Raw genomic sequence first — 18,846 nt, 5'->3', positions numbered from 1 at the left:
TCCCCATATAGTTTTTAACCCTTCACACTTCCAAGCGTCAGCCCTTCTATGAAATACCTCTGGAAGATCAGAAAAACAACTATTGGTACTAACGCAGCAAGGTTTGCTCCAGCAGCTATCACATTCCAGCTCGTGACCCACTGTCCTTGGAGAGTTGTCAAACCAAGGGTTACTGGTTTTAAACTATCACTCTGTATGAGAACCAGCGACCAGAGATAATCGTTCCATATCCAGGTGAACTCAAGGATACCAAGAGCGGCCAGGGCCGGCAGTATCAATGGCATCATGATCTTTCTGTAGATCAAGAAGTCACCGGCTCCATCGATTTTCGCTGCTTCAAAAAGACTTCTTGGTATGGTAACCATGAAATTTCTCAGGAAAAAAGTACAAAAACCAGTCTGAAATGCAATATGAAAGAGTATTACCCCCCAGTAAGTATCGCAAAGTCCTGTCCTAACTGAAAATCTGTAAACGGGTATCATCAACATTTGGAAAGGTATCAGCATTCCAGAAACGAACATTATCAAAAGAGGTTTTTTCAACTTGAAGTTATACCAGGATAACGCAAAAGCACTTAAACTGGATACAAACAATGCTCCTAACACGGACAAACTCGTTATTATAAATGTATTGATGAAGTACCTCTTCATATTGGCTTCTCTCCAGGCTATAACATAATTTTCAAAAGTTGGTTTCTTCGGAGGTTCCCACCATCTTATTCCCAATATAACCTCATCCATTGTTTTAAGCGATGTGAATATCGATATAATGAAGGGAAGCATCCACATAATTACCAGAACAACAGACAGGGAATAAAAAATAATGGCTTTCAACACTTTCTTTCTGTTCATATGGATTCTTCCTCCCTTTTTAGCGTATAGAAAAGGTACACAATGATGAAACCAAGCGTTATAAGGAACTGTATCACAGCAATGGCAGATCCATAACCCATTCGATAGTTATGGAATGATTGGATGTACATGTAGTTTGCCAGAACACTGGATGAATAGAAAGGTCCTCCGCGAGTCATAACGTAGACAATGTCAAATGCTCTCAGAGAATCTATAATATTCACCGTTATGGCTATTACCATAGCTGGTCTAAGAGCGGGTAGAATCACATACCAGAATCTCTGCCATGCATTGGCACCATCGACGTACGCTGCTTCGACTAATTCAGTAGAAACATTCTTCAAACCGGCAAGGAAAAGTACCATAGCGTAGGCGATCTGCCTCCACAGTGCAGCCATTATAAGGGCATATGTTACAATTTTCGGGTCACTCAACCAGGGTTTCGCGAGACTACCAAGACCTATGGCTCTTAAAAACTCATTCAAAACACCACTTCTAGGTTCAAGAATCCATGACCATATTTGTCCTATGACGACAAAAGACAAAGTCATTGGAAGATATATGAGGGTTTTAAAAATTTTGTTTCCAGGAAATTTTTGGTCCAAGAGCATCGCCATTCCCAATCCTGCAGGAATGGCGACAATAACAAAAAACACAAGCCATTTTATGTTGTTTTTAAGGGAAAGCCAGAAGTAAGGATCAGAGAAAAGTCTGGTGTAGTTCTTCCACCCTATAAAATCAAATTTTGTGCTGACTCCATCCCAATTTGTGAAACTCAAAATTATTGTCTGCGCTATGGGAGAAATCACCCAGATAAAATAAAGCGTCAATGGAACAGCCAAGAAGACATACGGGACCCACCATCTCTTTGTCAACACAGGGATATTCCTCCTTTGTGGACACATTTTGTCGGGAGAAGAAGAGGGAGGCGGACCGCCTCCCCGGAATTATTTCCCAAAAATCCTCTGTCTTTCTCTTTCAAGATTTTCGAGAATTTGATCGAGTCTTTCAGGATAAATCATGAATTCAACAAAGCCGTTCATACCAGCTGTTGCCATTTCTGGATTTGTATCTCTGTCGTAGAACTGGGCGACGCCATCAGATTCGAGTATCATCTTCAATCCCTTTGCTGCATGTTCGTCTGCTGGTTCTACATTCTTGTTTGCTGCAAGTCTCCCGAGTTTTTTAGCAAAGTATTCCTGAACTTCCTTTTCAGCAATGAACTTGAGGAACACTTTGGCACCTTCCTTGTTCTTAGCTCTTGCTGGTATCATGAATCCATCTATTGGTGTTTCTTCGTAAAGGCCTATCTCCGGCTTTATTATGGGGAATCTGAAGAAGTCCAGATCATCTTTTACAGATTCAGGAGCAACATCTTTTATGAACTGTCCTATAAGATACATTCCTGCTTCTCCTCTGAAGAGGAATGCGGCTGCTTCCTGCCAGGTATAGGAGGAATGGTTCTCAAGGAAGAAACCTTTTTCGACCAATTCCTTCCAGTATTGGAAAACTTCTTTGACTCTTGGATCAGTATATGGAATTTCCCCAGCGGTAAGCTTCATATGGAAGTCCAGCCCATTTACCCTGAGATCGAGATAGTCAAACCATCCCGCTGCTGGCCAGAGGTATTTGGTTCCGATGGTTATTGGAGTTATTCCATTTTCCTTCAGGGTCTCACAAACCTTTATGAACTCTTCCCAAGTTTTTGGAGGAGTTATACCGTACTTTTCGAAGACAGACTTCCTATAATAAACACCCCACCAGTACCAACTCTGAGGAACAAAATAGATCCTTCCATCATACTCACAGGCACTTCTGAAAGAAGTCGGGAAATAATCTTCAAAATTTTTGGGAGCAAAGATATCATCCACAGGTTCGAGAAGTCCTTTGCTAGCAAAATACCTCATTCTTTCACCAGTGAACCACGTAACGACATCGGGAGCCTCATCAGAATTCAACCAGGTTCTGAGAAGAGTTTTGAAATCTTCGTGTGGGAACGTGTTCACTACTACGTCATATTCCGGGTATTTTTCCTCAAACATCTTCACTAACTCCGCAAAAACGATCCTTGGTGCTGGATCAGAAATGTAGGAGTTCACGACAATCTTTTCTTTGGCAACAGCGAAAACGCTCAGGATAACAAGTACCAGAACCATCCAAAATCGGAATTTCATAGTACCACCCTCCCCAACAAAAGATTGGTATTACCATGTAAATGATACCGTGAACGTTCACAGAGGATCAAGGAAAGAAAAACCGAGAATTTTGATTCTAAACGCTCATAAATGAATATATTTGTCTCTAACGACCAGAAATCAACAATATCAACTACTCTCTCTCACAACGAGTTCCACGTCGAGTATCACACGCTTTCTCTTCTTTCTTCTTCCCTTCATCCTCTGAAGAAGCATCCTGAACGCCTCAAAGCCCATCTCGAACTTCTTTATCCTTACCGTCGTCAGAGGAGGACACACAAAGGAGGAATAGACGATATCATCGTAGCCAACCACAGCAACGTCTTCTGGAATCCTGTATCCGTGCTCTTTCAGCGCCTTCATAGCACCGAAGGCAAGAAGATCGTTATAGCAGAAAACCGCATCGAAATGAAGCCCCTTTTCGATCGCTTCGTTCATCGCCTGATAACCGCTTTCTATGTCGATGTCCGTTTCAATGATCAGTTCCTCTCTGAATGGTATTCCGTACTCTTTCAAAGCTTTTTTGTATCCTTCAAGTCGCATGTAAGCAGCGGACTTAAAAAGGTATCCACTGATCATCAGTATGTTTCTTCTTCCACGATCGATGAGGTGTTTTGTTGCCAGATATCCTCCTTTCACCTCATCACTGTGGATCTCATCCACTTCCAGCCCTTCAAAGTGCCTTCCTACCACGACGAAGGGAACTTTTCTTTCTATCAAAAACTCTATATCGTCCGATCTGTCCTGAACTGGTGTTATGAGAAGGCCGTCGACTCTTCGCTGAAGGAGAACATCGATCGCTTTTTCTTCGTTTTCGTAGATTCTCTCTGTGTTCATGAGGATGATCTGATAGCCGTACTTTCTCGAAGCGGCTTCTATTCCCTTCAAGACCTCCGCGTAGAACGGGTTGGCACTGTCGGCTATGATGACCCCCACGATGTTCGTTTGCTTGCTCCTCAAAGAGGAAGCGGTGGCATTTTTCACGTATCCCAGTTCTTGTGCAATTTTCAGTATCTTTCTTCTGGTTTCTTCGCTGATGTCGGGCTTGTTGTTGAGTGCCCTTGAAACTGTGTTTATGGAAACACCTGCCCTTTCTGCTATGTCTCTGATTGTCACATACTTTTTTCTCATGACTATAAACCCCCAGAAATCTGAACCATTTCTACGTAAACGTTACCGCGAAAGTTACCGTGATGTCAAGCGACATCCCGAGGAGATTTTCAACGTTATTTCCAAATAATTTCCTGGAATCGACTTTTACAACCAGAAAACGAATATTTCTGTGTTTCGTTTACATAATCTGGACTCTTTTGGTCTAAATTTCCCTCTTCGTTCTCTTCGAAACTGTTTTTTATCTCTACTAATTAGGTTTACATTATTGATTCAGAAGAGTAAAATTACTCTTGTGTTGTGATTGTGAAAACTTTCTCTTTCAATCCCGAGGAGGTGTGATGAGTGAGCGTTTTTCTGACGAGTTTGATATTGTGGCTCGTGATCACCAGGTTTTCCTACTCGGAACTACTCGCAGGAATCGTGGTTTCTCTAGCCGTGTCTTTGATTTTTCGAAAGTACCACGGTATCAGATTCGATGCGAAACTACCACTGAGGATCGTCCGGTACGCGGTGATGTTCCTTCCCATCTTTATCATAGAGATGGTGAAAGCCAACATCGATGTTGCATTGAGGGTCTTGAATCCACGCCTTCCGCTCAAACCGGGCTTCGTTGAATTAAAAACGAATCTGAAAAAAGATGCTTCCCGCCTCTTTCTTGCCAACAGCATAACCCTCACCCCTGGAACGCTCAGTGTAGATGTGAAAGACGACAGGATTTTCGTCCACTGGATCGAAGTGAAATCCACCGAAGAGAAAGAAAGATACATTTCCGGAAAATTCGAAAGACTCATCAAGGGGGTGTTCGAATGAGTTTGCTGTTCTTCGTTCTCGTTGGAGCCGGTGTTCTGCTTTCATTCATCAGGGTAATAATAGGTCCCACCTCCTCTGACAGAGTAGCGGCTCTCGATACGATGAACGTTATGCTGACAGGACTCATAGTCTTCCTCGCCTACGTCTTCGACAGAGCAATTTATCTGGATATCGCCCTTGTTTACGCCCTTCTTTCTTTTCTGGAGACGATCATCGTATCCCGCTATCTGGAGGGGAGAAAATGAACGAGGTTATCGGAGAGGTGCTGATAGCGATAGGAGCGTTTTTCTACTTTCTCGGAGGTCTCGGTGTTTTCAGAATGCCGGACGTTTACAACAGACTCCAGGCGGGTACCAAGGCCACGACTCTTGGAACCTTCTCAACCGTGTTGGGAATCGGCATCGCAAAACCGGAATTTCTTCTGAAAGCCATCGTTATCATTGCGTTCATTGCTCTTACAAATCCTGTTGGAAGTTCTGTGCTGGCTCGAGCTTCTTACCTTTCTGGTGTGAAACCGTGTGAGTGCACGGTCATCGACGAATACAAAGGTGGTGATGAAGGATGAATCTGCTGATATGGCTGACTGGAGGTATGATGCTGATCGCTGCTTTCTTTGCAGTTGAAGCGAGAAAAATTCTGGACAGCGTCATAGCCTTCTCATCGCTCAGTCTCCTTTCGGTGTTTCTTTTCATCATCATGAAAGCTCCCGATGTTGCCATAACGGAAGCATCGGTTGGCGCGGGTCTCACAACGGCTGTTCTTCTCATCACACTCTTCAAAATGGGAAAGGATGATGAAAGATGAGAAGATTCTTCGCCATTCTTATATCGGCCGCGTTCGTCTACGTGATGCTTTCGTTCATCACCACTTTGGAACCATTTGGAAAGATCGATCTCTCCAGAAGAGTCTCCGTTCATTACCTGGCGAAGGATGTAAACACCGTTGATTCCAGAAAATGGATCGAGGGAAACTTGCAAGTACCTTCTGAAAGAAGAATATACGGCGAATCGAATTTAGAAGACGGAAGTGCCAACGTGGTGACATCAATTGTCGTCAACTACAGATCTTTCGACACTCTGGGAGAAGTGACTGTGCTTCTTGCCGCTGCCATCGGTGTGGGAACGATCCTTCGAGGAAGCAGGAGGATGAAATACAGAAGAGAGCCGAATTTCATTCTCAAGGTGAGCACAGGAATCCTTCTGCCTTTGATCCTGATGTTCGGTGTTTACATATTCGTTCACGGCCACCTCTCACCCGGTGGTGGATTTCCCGGAGGTACCGTCATAGCCGCAGCGATTCTGCTTTTATATCTCTCGAACGAAGAATTCACATTGAACGAAGGAAGAGCAAAGCTTCTCGAAGGATCGATGGGTGCTCTCTACGTTCTCGTGGGACTGATCGGTCTGCTCACCGGCGGTGCTTTCCTTTACAACTTTCTGTCTACGGGAAGAGTAGGAGATCTCTTCAGTGCCGGTGTGGTTCCCGTTGTTTACATCATCATCGGTCTCAAAGTCGGATCGGAACTCTCCGGAGTTATATCAGAGATACACCGGAAGGGAGAGTGATTCGAGATGATCTATGTGATATCCATTCTCCTTGCGGGAATAGGAATTTACGGCTTGCTCACGCAGAAAAATCTCTTCAAGCATCTCGTCTCACTCACAATCATCGATACGGCTGTTAACCTGTTCATAATAGCGCTTGGTTACAGAGAAGGAGACGCACCCATATACACAGACAGAGTCATGAACTTCTCGCTGAACTTCGTTGACCCTCTACCACAGGCTCTCGTTCTCACAGCGATCGTCATAGGTGTTGGTGTGCTGGCACTCGGAGCTTCTCTTCTCGTTCGGATCAAAGAAAAACACTCCTCACTTGATCTCGAAGAGATGAAGGGAGTGAAAGAATGATCAGCCTGCTCGTGGCTGTGCCACTCCTCGCGGCTTTCGTTTCGCTTTTCTGGAAAAAGGCGTCAGATGTTCTGTTTTCGCTGGTGGCTCTGTTCAACGTGATCGTAGTTCTCAGCAAGTGGTTTCCGGGCGTCGTGGAGATTCATGCCATGGGAAACTGGAAACCGCCGTTTGGTATAAACCTCGTTCTGGACGATGCCAGTTTTTACGCTGCTTTGATCGTGAATCTCATCTTTTTAATGGTTTCGTTTCTTCCGGTGGAGACAAAGAAAGGATACGAAACCTCTCTCATGCTCCTTCTGGGGGCCACGAACGGATTCGTTCTGACGGGAGATCTCTTCAACTCGTTCGTCTTCATGGAAATAATCACGATAACGGCGGTCACGATAGCCGCGAAGAGAGAAAATTTCTACAACGCTTACAAATACCTGATACTCGGTGGCATTGCTGGATCGTTCTATCTTCTGGCAACGATCTTCGCCTACGGCGCAACGGGAAGTTTGAATATGGCGCACATCGCAATGGTTGGACTTTCTGGAAGCTCTCTACTTGCGGTGACCATGCTTTACACGATCGGTCTTGGAGTTGAGGCGAAACTGTTCCCGTTGAACGGATGGGTCCCCGGAGTTTATGGTGGAAACGAGGTCTCTCCGATCGTTCTCGGAACGGCCGTTTCGTTCGCTGCTCTTTATATGCTCGGAAGACTCTTTGGAACGGTATTCCATGGCAGTGGATTGAACACTCTGTACGTTCTCTCCCTCGTTACGATCCTGACCGGTGAAATGGCGGCTCTCAGAGAGTCCAGACTGTTGAGAACTTTCGCTTATTCGAGTGTTGCACAAGCCGGAGTTGTGGCTGCGATGATATCTAAGGGAACGGAAAATGCCTTGAATCTTGCGTATTTTCATCTCACGAACGATGTTATAGCGAAGTTCGTGATCTTTCTCGTGGCAGGTTTTCTGGTTTACAGTTACAGAGATCTGAATGGAGTTTTCAGAAAACACAAATTGCTTGGAATTTCTTTCAGCATGGCCACGTTTTCTCTGGTAGGGTTTCCAATGTTCGCAGGCTTTCAGAGCAAGATCAGGATGATCATGGAAGCTTTCTCAACGAAAGATTTCCTGTTTCCGGCTGTGCTTCTCATAGCTACAGCCATTGAGGTTGGATACGTGATCAGATGGAACGTGAGACTCTGGTTCGAAGAAGAAACCTTTGAGGAAAGATCGAAAGTACCTCTCACGATCGGGTTTTTCTCTTTTGCCCTCGCGATCCTTCTCGTTGTCGTCTTTCTGCAGCCCGATGTGTTTCTTGAAGGAACACAAAAGATGGCAAAAGCCCTTCTGGACACAGAAAGTTATGTGAACGGTGTCTTTTCTGCGGTGAAGGGAGGGATGTGACGTGGCACTGGGTCTTCTCCCATTAGTTCTCCTCACACTTTCCATTTTCATCTACCTCGTCTCGAAGATGAGCTGGAAAATGGGAGCGCTTCTGAATTTTCTGGCAGGGCTCTTCACTATTCTGTACGTCTTCACATTGAAGGTGGGCACTTTTGAGAAGCTGGACCTGTTCGGTTTAAATATCCAGTTTGAATGGACAAACGTATCTTTCTATTTCTCTTTTGTCAGTCTTCTGGTGATTGTGTCCGTGATGCTCTTTTCCACGAAGTGGCTTGAGACTCAAAAGTATCGAGCAAGCTACAATATGTTCCTGCTCATGGTAACGGCGGGATCACTCGGTGTCTTCATGGCTGCTGATCTCATCACGCTCTACGTTTTCTGGGAGATAGCAGTTCTCTCTTCGCTACTGATCGTTCCCATGGAAAAGAAAGAGGCACGAAAAGCAGTCGTTGTGTACGCGGTCATGAGTGCTGTGGGAACGTACGCTTTCCTCTACGGAACGTTTCTCGCGTATCAGAGATATGGAACGTTGAACATACACGGCATAGCACAGGGTATGCTCAACGACACTTCGATAGGGTTCAAAATGGCTGTGTTTTTGCTCTTGAGCGCGGCCGGTATAGCAAAAAGTGGAATATTTCCATTACACATCTGGCTTAGAGAGACTCATGGTCTTGCACCAAATGCGTTTTCTTCAGTACTTTCCGGACAGTTCATCAAACTCGGAAACTACATCTTTTTACTCGTTCTCTCCGTTATACCTTCCTTGAAAGTCTTCTCAGAAGTCACCGTTTATTCGGGAATCCCTCTTCCAAATTACATCCTCATCGCTCTTGGAAACGTGTCGATCGTGATAGGAACACTCATGGCAATAAAGCAGGACGATATGAAGATGCTCATGGCTTATTCCTCGGTTGCGAACGGTGGTTACATCCTGATAGGAATCGGCACCATGGATCCACTGGGCTTCGAAGGAGGAATGTTCCACATCTTCAACCACGCAGTCGCTTCTGCGGTTATATTCATGGCTTTCGCTGCGGTCATTTACAGAACGAAAACACAGAAGATCAGCGAAATGGGTGGTCTGATCCACAAAATGCCCGTTACTTTCCTGGTTTATCTCTTCTCCATCATCTCTCTTGCCGGAATTCCTCCGATGAGTGGCTTCATCTCGAAGTGGATGATCTACCAGGCACTGGTCAGAAAGGGTATGTTCATAACCGCTTTCTTGGCATTCTTTGGATCGATAGGATCTTTCCTATACGTCTTCAGGCCACTTGCAGGGGTGTTCCTGGGACAGCTTCCCAGAAAGTACAGGGACGTGAAAGAAGCCCCCGCTGTGATGCTGACACCCATGGTTCTTCTTGTTCTCATCAGTTTCTTTCTGGGTGTATGGCCTTTCCCCATTCTCCAGGCGATCGAAAAAATCAGGGTGGATCTGGATGTCGCACCTTCATTCAAAATATCTGATCCGGAGAACTGGCTTGTGAAGGGATTCGCGGGAAGCTGGAATCCCGTGCTCGTCTTCGGTCTATTTCTTGTGGGCTTCATCGTTGCTTACATCCTTTACTCTCTCTTTCCAAGGCCAAAGAAAGTGGACCTTCTGGCACCTCACAGGGAGGAGGGAACGCCCATCAACATCTACACGGGCGGAGAGTTCATATACAATCCAGATCTCTACCACTACAACACGAAATTCTACGCAGGTTTTGAAAGAATGTACGAAAAACATCCATCGTGGGAGAAACTCCTCAAAATGTTCGGGAAGCTGTTCCACGACGCTGGAGAATGGATACACAGCTGGTTCTTCGAACCTTCCTCCTCGGCTTACACTTTCTGGGTTGTTGTGACTCTACTTCTCGTATTCTGGGTGAGGTGGTGAGAGGATGATAAAAGCACTGTTCAACCTCGTTCTTGCCTTCTTTCTCGTTCTATCTCTTGAGGGAATCGCAAGGAAAATAGTCGCGAGGGTCCAGAGGAGAATAGGACCTCCCTGGTACCAGAACTTCATAGATGTCTTCAAGGCGCTGTCGAAACATCCCTTCAGCAACGGTTGGGTCTTCGATTTTGGAGTCCTGATGGCACTCGGAGGATCCGTCGCAACGGCCATGCTCATGCCTCTCGGCTCCTTGAAATGGACTCCGTTCCCAAACACAGATAACTTCTTCGTGATCACGTACCTGTTCACCGTTGGTGCCCTCGGCATGGCGATGGGAATGGTGGGAAGCGGAAACCCCTGGGCTTCCATAAGTATAAGCAGGGCGCTCACACAGATGCTCGGCTACGAACTACCGTTCCTGGTTGTTATGGCATCCGTCATATTCAACTATAAAACCGCGTCGATACACCAGTTGATAACCTTTCAAGGAGAGAAATGGAACCTGTTCAGTATGCCTCTTGGTGCAATTGTGGCGTTCATCTCACTCATCGGAATGATGGGAAAGAAACCCTTCGACATCGCTATCGCTCCCGCTGAAATAGCCTCCGGTCCCATGGTGGAACTGTCTGGAAAGTATCTCGGTCTTCTTCAGATCATGCATGACTTCTCACTGTTCGTGGAAATCTCCCTCTTTGTGAACGTGTTTCTCGGTGGTGGGAGCCTCGGCTGGTTCCTCGTGAAATTCGTGACCGTCTGGGTCGTAGCAGTTCTCATCTCTTCTGTTCTTCCGAGGTTCAGAATAGAACAGATGCTGAAGTTCTACTGGAGTGTTCCTCTTGGACTTGCCTTTTTGAACGCGCTCTTTGTGGTGCTCGGTTTGACACTCTGAGGAGGTGATCCGATGAAAGAAAGAAGCATCTGGGAAAGAATAGCAGACAATCTAAGATCGCGTTCCATATGGATGCTCCATTACTGTACCGGATGTGGTGCCGTCGAGCTACCACCTTCCATGACCTCGAGATTCGACATGGAAAGGTTCGGCATAGCTCCCATGGCAACGCCGAGGCAGGCCGATATCCTTCTCATCACAGGATACCTGAACACGAAGACCCTCAGGAGAGTGATATACACGTACGAACAGATGCCCGATCCAAAGTACGTCGTGGGCTTTGGAAGCTGCACCATAAACGGTGGTATATACTTCGACTCCTACGCAACGGTGAACAGGCTCGATTACTACATACCCGTCGATGTGTATATAGCCGGCTGCATGCCAAGGCCAGAAGCAATTCTTGAGGCCTTCAACTACCTGATGGAAAAGATCAGAAAAGGTGAAGCGGACGGCTGGAAAAGGTACAGGGAGAACTACGAGTGGTACAAACAGAATCAGATCCGCTCCCTCGGGGAGGTGTATGTGCATGACGAATTCCATGAGTGATGCGTTGAAAACTCTGGAAGTTTTCCGGCCAGAGGTCGAAGAAATAGACGAAAGGGAAGTGAAGCTGTCCGTCGCACCGGATAGAGTTATTGCCGTGCTGGAAACGTTGAAATCTCTTGGATACTCTCACCTTTCGTTGATGACCTGCATAGACTGGATCGAGGACAGTCAGTTCGAGCTGGTGTACATCCTCTTCTCGTGGAAAGACGGCGGGAAATTCATCGTTACAACGAGGATAGACAGAAACAATCCGCAGTTCGTAACAGTAAAGGAAATATGGCCTGTTGCGAGGTTCTACGAGAGAGAAATCCACGAGTTCTTCGGCGTGAAGTTCTCTGGAAACGAGGATATGAAACCGCTTTTCCTGGAACTCTGGGACGACAAACCACCCCTCAGAAAGGACTTCGATCCTCTCGAGTACTCCAGAAGAAAATTCCCCGGAAGGGAGTACCAGAAAGACGTGATAGACGAGGCGAAAAAGATATTCAGAGGTGAGATCAATGGGTGAAACGAAACTCTTTTTCGGGCCGAATCACCCGGGAATGCACGGAAATTTCTCCGTTCACATGTACGTGGAGGGAGACATCGTAAAGAAGGCAAGACCTGTACCTGGTTTTCTTCACAGAGGATTTGAAAAACTCATGGAAAGGCGTTACTGGTATTCCAACATCTCACTCATACCGAGAATCTGTGTTCCCGAGCCGGACATCAACGAAATATGCTACGCTATGGCAATCGAGAAGATAGCAAAGGTCGAAGTTCCAGAAAGGGCCCAGTGGATACGGATGATCGTTCTGGAACTTGCAAGGATAGCGAATCACATCTGGACCGTTGGAGGAATAGGAGGTCCCCTCGGACTGTACACGGCGTCTCACTGGGGAGTAGCTGATAGAGACAGAATTCTCGATATATTCGAGGCACTGAGCGGTGCGAGAGTGTACCATATGTACATCATTCCCGGCGGTGTGAGAAAGAACATGACACCAAAAATTGAAGAAATGATCTGGAAGACACTCGACTACATAGAGTCAAGACTGCCCGATTATGAAAACCTGATCTTCAAAAACAGGATCGTCCATTCGAGGCTCAGGGGAAGACTCATTCTCACAAGAGAACAGGCTGTGGAGATGGGGGTCACCGGCGTTGGTTTGAGAGCCACTGGCGTGGAGTACGACATAAGGAAGGTGGATCCTTACCTGTTCTACGACAGGGTGGAGTTTGAGGTTCCAACGGCAACAGACGGAGACGCTTTCAGCAGGGTCTATCTGAAGTTCAAAGAGATACCTCAGAGTATAAAAATCATCAGACAGGCTCTGGAGAAGATGCCACAGGCTGACAGAGTTAACGTTCCTATCGGTCGTGGGAACGGTCTCAGAAGAATCGTTCCAAAGGGTATGGCTTACGCGCATGTGGAATCGACGAGAGGCGAATACGGATTCTTCGTCGTCTCCGATGGAAAAAACAAACCCTACAGAGTGGCGGTGAGGGGAGCTTCTTATCCTCAGGGACTCTACGGAATAGAAAAGTACCTTCCAGGAACGAGAATAGAAGACGTCCCCATCTGGCTCGCTACGATGGACGTCTGCGCACCTGAAATAGACAGGTGAGGGGTGAGAAAAATGGCAGTCCAGAAGCTACCAGAAAAGGATTTCTTTGCTCCTCTGAAGGCATGGAAATTTCTTGTCAGAAAACCGGTTACAATAGAGGTTCCAAACAAAATCAGGAGAGAAGCTTCGGAAAGATACAGAGGATTCCACGTGAACGACTGGGGAAAGTGCATAGGGTGCGGTACATGCGCAAAGATCTGCCCAACCGATGCCATAACCATGGTGGAGGTCCCGGATCTCACTCAAGAAGATGGAAAACTTCCGCAAAGACCCGTCATAGATTACGGCAGGTGTTCTTTCTGTGCGCTCTGCGTTGACATCTGCACAACGGGTTCACTCAAGATGACGAGGGAATACATCCACATCTCGGAAGATCCGGAAGACTTCATCTTCATGCCAACGGATAAGGGATTGAACGCGAAAAAAGGTCTCTACGAATTTGGAAAGGCACCCCTCGGCTGGGTGAGGGATGAGAACTCTGAGCTGCTCGATCTCGAAAGAATAGAAATGCCCGTGGAACCACCGGAAGTCAGGATCAAATCTTTCATAGAAATCGTGAAAGGGTACAGTAGAGAACAGGCCATGCAGGAGGCCGCCAGGTGTGTGGAGTGCGGTGTGTGTACCTACACCTGTCCCGAACACATGGACATACCCCAGTACATAAAATCCGTGTACGAGGACAATCTGGAAGAAGGACTGAGATGGCTCTACAGAACGAATCCTCTCTCAATGGTCTGTGGAAGGGTCTGTACTCACAGGTGTGAAACCGCCTGTTCTGTGGGAGTCAGAGGAGAACCCGTTGCGATTCAGTGGTTGAAAAGGTACATAGTGGACAGCATTCCTCTCGAGAGATACGGAGAGATCCTGGACATAAAACCGGAGAGAAAAGGAAAGAGTGTGGGAATCATAGGATCGGGTCCCGCTGGGCTCGCCGCAGCCTACTTTCTTGCCACCATGGGATACGATGTTACCATATACGAATCGGAATCAAAACCTGGTGGTGTGATGAGGTACGGTATTCCAAAATACCGACTTCCCGATGAAGCGCTGGACAAGGATATCGCATTCATCGAGGCGCTCGGGGTGAAAATTCTACTCAACACGAGAGTCGTCCAGGATGTGTCTTTCGAAGATGTCAGAAAGAGACACGATGTTGTCTTTCTTGCAACAGGCTTCGGTCTTGGAAGGTCAACGGGTGTTCCGGGGACCGATCACCCAGATGTGAAACAGGCACTCCCCTTGCTCAAGATGATAAGGGACTACCTGAGGGGAGATGGTCCAAAGCCACCGGTCCCAGAGAGACTCGTTGTCATCGGTGGAGGAAACGTCGCGATGGATATCTCCAGGTCGATGGCAAGACTTCAGTTCATGGAGTACGGAAGGGTGAACGTTCAGGTGCTTTCACTTGAAGGATGCTTCGAGGACATGCCGGCCGACATGGAAGAAATAGAAGAGGCTCTCGAAGAGGGTATTGTCATAAATCCGGGATGGGGACCGATGGAAGTCGTGATAGAGAACGACAGGATAAAAGGTGTGAAATTCAAAAAATGCGTCAAGGTGTTCGACGGCGAAGGACGGTTCAATCCACATTTTGACGAAAAAGAACAAATCTTTGTAGAAGCGGACATGGTCGTAGAAGCGATTGGACAGGCACCGGATTATTCCTACTTACCCGAAGAAATACGAAGCAAACTCGAATTTTTCAGAGGAAGAATCAAAACAAACGAGTACAATCAGACCTCTGTGGAATGGTTGTTCGCAGGAGGGGACATCGTTCACGGACCAGATATCATTCACGGTATTGCAGATGGATACGCCGCGGCAAAAGGGATAGACATGTACCTGAGAAAGGAAAAATGAAAAAGCCCCTCTCCGGAGGGGCTTTTATAACTGTTTAACGGATTCTCTCTCAACGATCTCAACGGGTAGAACGACTCTTCGTGCAACGCCTTTTTTCCAGAAAGTCTCTCGTAAAGAATCTCAAAGGCCACTCTTCCCATCTCTTCCCTCGGTTGCCTCACCGTGGAGAGTGGAGGAATGGTGTAGCTCGATATTGGATCGTCGTCGAATCCCATGATAGAAACTTCATCGGGAACGAGTACACCGAGATCGTGTAGTGCCTTGAGCGCGCCGAAAGCCGAAAGATCGTTTATTGCAAAGATCGCAGTGAAATCCCTACCGTGTTTTTTCAGGTACCTTTCCACCGCGTGGTAGCCGTGTTCGGCAAAATAACCGCACGGTGTGACTTTCACGTCTATTCCGTGTCTTGTGCTGTAATCTATGAAACCTCTTTCTCTGTCGGAAAAAGAATAAATGTCTTTTCTACCCTTCAAAAGGAGAACCTTTCTGTGACCCTTTTCCAGAAGGTACTTCGCACACATCCTTCCAGCGGCGTAGTTGTCGATGCCAACGTTGTCGAGCCTGATCTCCGGTTCTTCCCTGTCCACCACAACGACTGGAATTGCGCTCTTTATCAATCTTTCGAGTTGTTCCTCGTCCTTTTTCGACGAACAGACTATGATACCATCCACTCTCTTTGCAAAGAAAACCTCCAATCTTTCCAGCTCCACAGAGGTCCTGTGAAGTGTTGTTGAAATCATGAGGGTGAAGTCTCTCTTTATCGCTTCTTTTTCTATGCCCGTCAATATCTCGTTGTAGTGAAAGCCCCCAAAGTTGGGGACGAGAACTCCTATAGTTCTCTTTAAAACAGCCCCCTTCACAGCGTACACGGGGTGATAGTTGAGCTTTCTGATGGCATCGATTACCTTCTTTCTCGTCTCTTCCGAGACGTTGTTGTAGCCGTTTATCACACGTGAGACGGTTGCTATAGAAACACCTGCGAGTTTTGCCACATCCTTGATGGAGGCCATTTCAATCCCCTGCCTTCAAACAGAGTACCTTATGATTCTCCTCTACCTCTACCATCTCCGGCTTTTGAACAAGACACCTTTCATCTCTTATAGGACACCTGTCGTAGTACTTGCACGGTGCGTTAGACGAAGAGACGAGTTCCGGGATGAATCTCTTGCTGAGATCCCACTTTCTGTCTATCTCCGGAACGGATTCAAGGAGCATCTTAGTATAAGGATGAATCGGGTTGTGAAAAACCTTCTCGGTGTCTCCCATTTCCACTATGTTTCCCCTGTACATGATGAAGGTCTCATCGCTGATGTAATAGCCAAGAGAGAGGTCGTGGGTGATAAAGATAACGGACATTCCTCTCTCACGCAGATCACCTAGAAGGTTCAGTATGTCCACCCTCGTGGAAGCGTCGAGCATGCTGATGATCTCATCGGCTATCAGAAGTTCCACGTTGAGAAGGAGCGTTCTCGCAATGAGTATTCTCTGAAGTTGTCCTCCACTGAGCTGATGCGGGTATTTTCCTAAGATTTCACGTGGGTTCATTCCAACCGAAGCGATCACTTCTTCCATCCTGGCTCTTCTTTCAGAAGCGGGGGTGTCCGGGAAGAATTCCTCAAACACCATGTTCAGAACTCTGTCTATTTTGTATATGGGGTTGAAAGATGAGAACGGATCCTGAAAGACTCCCTGTACTTTTCTGTAGTACTCTCTGAGTTCTCTTCCTTTTATTTGAGTTATGTCTCTTCCGTTGAACAGTATCTGACCAGATGAAGGTCTTATGAGTTTCAGGATGAGCTTACCCACGGTGGTCTTTCCGCTTCCACTCTCTCCTATGAGAGATACGATCCTGGATCGCTCTATTTCAAAAGAAACGTCATCAACCGCTTTGAGTCTTTCCTTACCGAAGAAACCCAGAGGGAACTCCTTCGTCAAATTTTGAACCTTCAGAAGACTCAATTTGCATCACCTCTTTCGAAAAGCCAGCATGAGACCTTTCTCCCATCAACGTCGAACACTGGTGGATCCTGTTCACACTTCTCGAACGCGTAAGGACACCTGTCTCTGAATCTACATCCCGGTCCTATGTTGAGAAGACTGGGTGGATACCCCGGAATTCCCTTGAGCTTCGTCTGGGAATATCTGACACCTATCTTTGGAAGTGAAGAAAGAAGCATCTTGGTGTAAGGGTGAAGGGGTTCCTGGATGATGTCTTCCATTGGAGAGATTTCCGCTACTCTTCCCGCGTAGAGCACCATCACCTTGTCTGCGATCTGATAAAGGACCGAGAGATCGTGTGTTATGAACGCGAGTGATCCCATGATTTCCTTTTCTCTCATCTCATAAAGCATCTGTATAACCGATCTTTGAGAACTCACATCCAGGGCCGACGTAATCTCATCGGCTATGAGGACATCGGGGTTCATCAATGTAGAGATCACCATCACCATTCTCTGCTTCATTCCTCCAGAGAGTTCGATCGGATACATGTTGAGAACTTTCTTTCCAAGGTTGACGATCTCAAGTCTCTCTTCGATAACGTCTTTTTTTCTTTCAAAACTTTCTCCGTGTTCGTGCAGAAGATCGTCTATGATCTGTTTTATCTTCTTCGTCGGGTTCATAGCATCCATGGCGTACTGTGGTATGATGGAGATCTTCTCGTACCTTACCTTCCTGAGCTCTCTTGGAGATAGTGTCATGATGTTCTTTCCATCGAGGATCGCTTCTCCTCCCATGTACTTCATGGGAGGTTTCAAAAGGATCAAACCGTTTCCGAGAGTGGACTTTCCACAGCCAGATTCACCCGCGATTCCAAGGATTTCTCCTCTCTTTATATCGAAACTCACCCCATCAACGGCCTTCACGTAGCCGTAGAGGGTTCTGTAATAAATTCTCAGATCTTTGACATCCAGTACCACTTCAGCCACGCCTATCACATCTCCCTGAGCTTAGGATTGAAGACTTCATCAAGGCCAGCATTCATAACGTAAAGAGTTGCAACCATGAGAGTGATCACCGCACCGGGAGTGATCGCCCACCACCACATGCCAAGCTGTATTGCATTCCAGAGAGTAGCCTGCTGCATCATGATTCCGAGGGAGATACCCCTTGTCGGACCAAGACCGATGAAGTCGAGCCCTGTAGCTGCAAGAATAGCACCGCCGAACTGGAGAATGAACACCATGAAAACGTAGGACATCATGTTGGGCATGATCTCACCGAAAATTATTTTCATAGGTTTCCTCGCGGTGATTCTTGCAAGATCTACGAACTCTCTTGTTTTCAAGGAGAGAGTCTGCGCCCTGACAGCTCTCGCGGTCCAGGGCCAGGCGGTGAGACCGATTATGATACTCTCGATGAACACTCCCCTGTAGGGAAGGTACGCCGCTATGATGATGAGGAGCGCAAGCGTTGGTATCACCATGAGTATGTTGGTGAACATCATCAGAAGTTCGTCGAACCATCCACCTTTGTATCCCGCAACAAAACCAATGAGAAGCCCAATAACCGTCGCCAGAGTTCCTCCAAGGACTCCCACGAACAAGGAGCTTCTGAGACCGTAGACGAGCTGTGTGAAAATGTCCTGGCCGAAGGTGTTGGTCCCGAGCCAGTGCTCTTTGCTCGGAGGTTGATATCCAGGTCCCACAAAAGCAAGGGGATCCTTATAAGGTGAAAGATAAGGTCCTACCAGAGCCAGGATGATCAACCCGGCGTACACACATATGGCAAAAATGACCTTTTTATTTTTCAAGAAGAAATGGACGAATTCTTTTCTCGTCATGGCTA

21 protein-coding genes are annotated in these 18,846 nt (G+C 46.7%); 13 read left to right on the top strand and 8 right to left on the bottom strand.

The annotated features are described in order from the left end of the window. Positions 1 to 14: 14 nt before the first annotated feature. From CELL2_RS07960 to CELL2_RS07945, 4 genes are all read right to left on the bottom strand, one after another. On the bottom strand, positions 15 to 851 hold the full coding sequence (locus CELL2_RS07960) for a carbohydrate ABC transporter permease (protein WP_039446234.1): 837 nt from the start codon (positions 849 to 851) through the stop codon (positions 15 to 17). Beyond that, positions 848 to 1,729 carry a carbohydrate ABC transporter permease gene (locus CELL2_RS07955; RefSeq protein ID WP_235231219.1) on the bottom strand — a complete coding sequence of 294 codons (882 nt, stop codon included), beginning with the start codon at positions 1,727 to 1,729 and terminating at the stop codon, positions 848 to 850. The genes CELL2_RS07960 and CELL2_RS07955 overlap by 4 nt, the downstream gene beginning before the upstream one ends. Positions 1,730 to 1,798: 69 nt before the next feature. After that, positions 1,799 to 3,025, bottom strand: coding sequence for an ABC transporter substrate-binding protein (locus tag CELL2_RS07950; protein ID WP_038034319.1), 1,227 nt, complete (start codon positions 3,023 to 3,025; stop codon positions 1,799 to 1,801). A gap of 150 nt (positions 3,026 to 3,175) precedes the next feature. Continuing rightward, positions 3,176 to 4,177: a LacI family DNA-binding transcriptional regulator gene (locus tag CELL2_RS07945; RefSeq protein ID WP_038034321.1), complete on the bottom strand. Its 1,002-nt coding sequence runs from the start codon at positions 4,175 to 4,177 to the stop codon at positions 3,176 to 3,178. Positions 4,178 to 4,501: 324 nt separating this feature from the next. Between CELL2_RS07945 and CELL2_RS07940 the strand changes: the two genes are divergently transcribed. Genes CELL2_RS07940 through CELL2_RS07880 form a run of 13 tightly spaced genes read left to right on the top strand, consistent with a single transcriptional unit; the run spans position 4,502 to position 15,060 of the window. Then, positions 4,502 to 4,969 carry a Na+/H+ antiporter subunit E gene (locus CELL2_RS07940; protein ID WP_004080108.1) on the top strand — a complete coding sequence of 156 codons (468 nt, stop codon included), beginning with the start codon at positions 4,502 to 4,504 and terminating at the stop codon, positions 4,967 to 4,969. Further along, complete coding sequence (locus CELL2_RS07935; RefSeq protein ID WP_004080106.1) at positions 4,966 to 5,214, top strand: cation:proton antiporter; 249 nt, start codon at positions 4,966 to 4,968, stop codon at positions 5,212 to 5,214. The genes CELL2_RS07940 and CELL2_RS07935 overlap by 4 nt, the downstream gene beginning before the upstream one ends. Further along, positions 5,211 to 5,534: a monovalent cation/H(+) antiporter subunit G gene (gene mnhG, locus CELL2_RS07930; protein ID WP_004080104.1), complete on the top strand. Its 324-nt coding sequence runs from the start codon at positions 5,211 to 5,213 to the stop codon at positions 5,532 to 5,534. The genes CELL2_RS07935 and mnhG overlap by 4 nt, the downstream gene beginning before the upstream one ends. Beyond that, positions 5,531 to 5,773, top strand: coding sequence for a Na(+)/H(+) antiporter subunit B (locus CELL2_RS07925; protein ID WP_004080102.1), 243 nt, complete (start codon positions 5,531 to 5,533; stop codon positions 5,771 to 5,773). The genes mnhG and CELL2_RS07925 overlap by 4 nt, the downstream gene beginning before the upstream one ends. Further along, complete coding sequence (locus CELL2_RS07920) at positions 5,770 to 6,534, top strand: Na(+)/H(+) antiporter subunit B (protein WP_004080100.1); 765 nt, start codon at positions 5,770 to 5,772, stop codon at positions 6,532 to 6,534. The genes CELL2_RS07925 and CELL2_RS07920 overlap by 4 nt, the downstream gene beginning before the upstream one ends. Before the next feature lie 6 nt (positions 6,535 to 6,540). Next, a complete protein-coding gene (locus CELL2_RS07915; RefSeq protein ID WP_004080098.1) occupies positions 6,541 to 6,879 on the top strand; it encodes a sodium:proton antiporter in 339 nt (112 codons plus the stop codon). Continuing rightward, positions 6,876 to 8,276, top strand: a complete 1,401-nt coding sequence (locus tag CELL2_RS07910) for a complex I subunit 5 family protein (protein WP_038034324.1) — start codon at positions 6,876 to 6,878, stop codon at positions 8,274 to 8,276. Before CELL2_RS07915 ends, CELL2_RS07910 begins: the two co-directional genes overlap by 4 nt. 1 nt (position 8,277) lies before the next feature. Continuing rightward, a complete protein-coding gene (locus tag CELL2_RS07905; RefSeq protein WP_004080094.1) occupies positions 8,278 to 10,158 on the top strand; it encodes a proton-conducting transporter membrane subunit in 1,881 nt (626 codons plus the stop codon). 4 nt (positions 10,159 to 10,162) lie between these two features. After that, positions 10,163 to 11,044: a respiratory chain complex I subunit 1 family protein gene (locus tag CELL2_RS07900; protein ID WP_038034325.1), complete on the top strand. Its 882-nt coding sequence runs from the start codon at positions 10,163 to 10,165 to the stop codon at positions 11,042 to 11,044. A gap of 12 nt (positions 11,045 to 11,056) precedes the next feature. Then, positions 11,057 to 11,593, top strand: a complete 537-nt coding sequence (locus CELL2_RS07895; protein WP_004080086.1) for an NADH-quinone oxidoreductase subunit B family protein — start codon at positions 11,057 to 11,059, stop codon at positions 11,591 to 11,593. Next, positions 11,574 to 12,101, top strand: a complete 528-nt coding sequence (locus CELL2_RS07890; RefSeq protein WP_004080084.1) for an NADH-quinone oxidoreductase subunit C — start codon at positions 11,574 to 11,576, stop codon at positions 12,099 to 12,101. The genes CELL2_RS07895 and CELL2_RS07890 overlap by 20 nt, the downstream gene beginning before the upstream one ends. Then, positions 12,094 to 13,200, top strand: a complete 1,107-nt coding sequence (locus CELL2_RS07885; protein WP_004080082.1) for an NADH-quinone oxidoreductase subunit D — start codon at positions 12,094 to 12,096, stop codon at positions 13,198 to 13,200. Before CELL2_RS07890 ends, CELL2_RS07885 begins: the two co-directional genes overlap by 8 nt. 12 nt (positions 13,201 to 13,212) lie before the next feature. Continuing rightward, positions 13,213 to 15,060, top strand: a complete 1,848-nt coding sequence (locus tag CELL2_RS07880; protein WP_038034326.1) for an FAD-dependent oxidoreductase — start codon at positions 13,213 to 13,215, stop codon at positions 15,058 to 15,060. On the opposite strand, the gene CELL2_RS07875 is transcribed toward CELL2_RS07880, so the two are convergent. Genes CELL2_RS07875 through CELL2_RS07860 form a run of 4 tightly spaced genes read right to left on the bottom strand, consistent with a single transcriptional unit; the run spans position 14,994 to position 18,841 of the window. Then, the gene (locus CELL2_RS07875) at positions 14,994 to 16,070 is read right to left on the bottom strand and encodes a LacI family DNA-binding transcriptional regulator (RefSeq protein ID WP_241208652.1); all 1,077 of its coding nucleotides are present in this window, start codon (positions 16,068 to 16,070) and stop codon (positions 14,994 to 14,996) included. The two genes, CELL2_RS07880 and CELL2_RS07875, sit on opposite strands and share 67 nt — an antisense overlap. Position 16,071: 1 nt before the next feature. Continuing rightward, the gene (locus tag CELL2_RS07870) at positions 16,072 to 17,019 is read right to left on the bottom strand and encodes an ABC transporter ATP-binding protein (RefSeq protein ID WP_012311208.1); all 948 of its coding nucleotides are present in this window, start codon (positions 17,017 to 17,019) and stop codon (positions 16,072 to 16,074) included. After that, positions 17,016 to 17,996, bottom strand: coding sequence for an ABC transporter ATP-binding protein (locus CELL2_RS07865; protein ID WP_038034328.1), 981 nt, complete (start codon positions 17,994 to 17,996; stop codon positions 17,016 to 17,018). The genes CELL2_RS07870 and CELL2_RS07865 overlap by 4 nt, the downstream gene beginning before the upstream one ends. Further along, positions 17,993 to 18,841 carry an ABC transporter permease gene (locus tag CELL2_RS07860; protein ID WP_004080070.1) on the bottom strand — a complete coding sequence of 283 codons (849 nt, stop codon included), beginning with the start codon at positions 18,839 to 18,841 and terminating at the stop codon, positions 17,993 to 17,995. The genes CELL2_RS07865 and CELL2_RS07860 overlap by 4 nt, the downstream gene beginning before the upstream one ends. Between the last annotated feature and the right edge of the window lie 5 nt (positions 18,842 to 18,846).

This window comes from Thermotoga sp. Cell2 (assembly GCF_000789375.1).
In the GTDB taxonomy this organism is placed as follows: domain Bacteria; phylum Thermotogota; class Thermotogae; order Thermotogales; family Thermotogaceae; genus Thermotoga; species Thermotoga petrophila.
This window is presented reverse-complemented; position numbering and strand designations above follow the sequence as displayed.

Coding starts and splice junctions, on each gene's coding strand:
- CELL2_RS07960 (WP_039446234.1), bottom strand. CDS start 851: ATGAACAGAAAGAAAGTGTTGAAAGCCATTATTTTTTATTCCCTGTCT.
- CELL2_RS07950 (WP_038034319.1), bottom strand. CDS start 3,025: ATGAAATTCCGATTTTGGATGGTTCTGGTACTTGTTATCCTGAGCGTT.
- CELL2_RS07945 (WP_038034321.1), bottom strand. CDS start 4,177: ATGAGAAAAAAGTATGTGACAATCAGAGACATAGCAGAAAGGGCAGGT.
- CELL2_RS07935 (WP_004080106.1), top strand. CDS start 4,966: ATGAGTTTGCTGTTCTTCGTTCTCGTTGGAGCCGGTGTTCTGCTTTCA.
- mnhG (WP_004080104.1), top strand. CDS start 5,211: ATGAACGAGGTTATCGGAGAGGTGCTGATAGCGATAGGAGCGTTTTTC.
- CELL2_RS07925 (WP_004080102.1), top strand. CDS start 5,531: ATGAATCTGCTGATATGGCTGACTGGAGGTATGATGCTGATCGCTGCT.
- CELL2_RS07920 (WP_004080100.1), top strand. CDS start 5,770: ATGAGAAGATTCTTCGCCATTCTTATATCGGCCGCGTTCGTCTACGTG.
- CELL2_RS07915 (WP_004080098.1), top strand. CDS start 6,541: ATGATCTATGTGATATCCATTCTCCTTGCGGGAATAGGAATTTACGGC.
- CELL2_RS07910 (WP_038034324.1), top strand. CDS start 6,876: ATGATCAGCCTGCTCGTGGCTGTGCCACTCCTCGCGGCTTTCGTTTCG.
- CELL2_RS07900 (WP_038034325.1), top strand. CDS start 10,163: ATGATAAAAGCACTGTTCAACCTCGTTCTTGCCTTCTTTCTCGTTCTA.
- CELL2_RS07895 (WP_004080086.1), top strand. CDS start 11,057: ATGAAAGAAAGAAGCATCTGGGAAAGAATAGCAGACAATCTAAGATCG.
- CELL2_RS07890 (WP_004080084.1), top strand. CDS start 11,574: ATGACGAATTCCATGAGTGATGCGTTGAAAACTCTGGAAGTTTTCCGG.
- CELL2_RS07885 (WP_004080082.1), top strand. CDS start 12,094: ATGGGTGAAACGAAACTCTTTTTCGGGCCGAATCACCCGGGAATGCAC.
- CELL2_RS07880 (WP_038034326.1), top strand. CDS start 13,213: ATGGCAGTCCAGAAGCTACCAGAAAAGGATTTCTTTGCTCCTCTGAAG.
- CELL2_RS07875 (WP_241208652.1), bottom strand. CDS start 16,070: ATGGCCTCCATCAAGGATGTGGCAAAACTCGCAGGTGTTTCTATAGCA.
- CELL2_RS07860 (WP_004080070.1), bottom strand. CDS start 18,841: ATGACGAGAAAAGAATTCGTCCATTTCTTCTTGAAAAATAAAAAGGTC.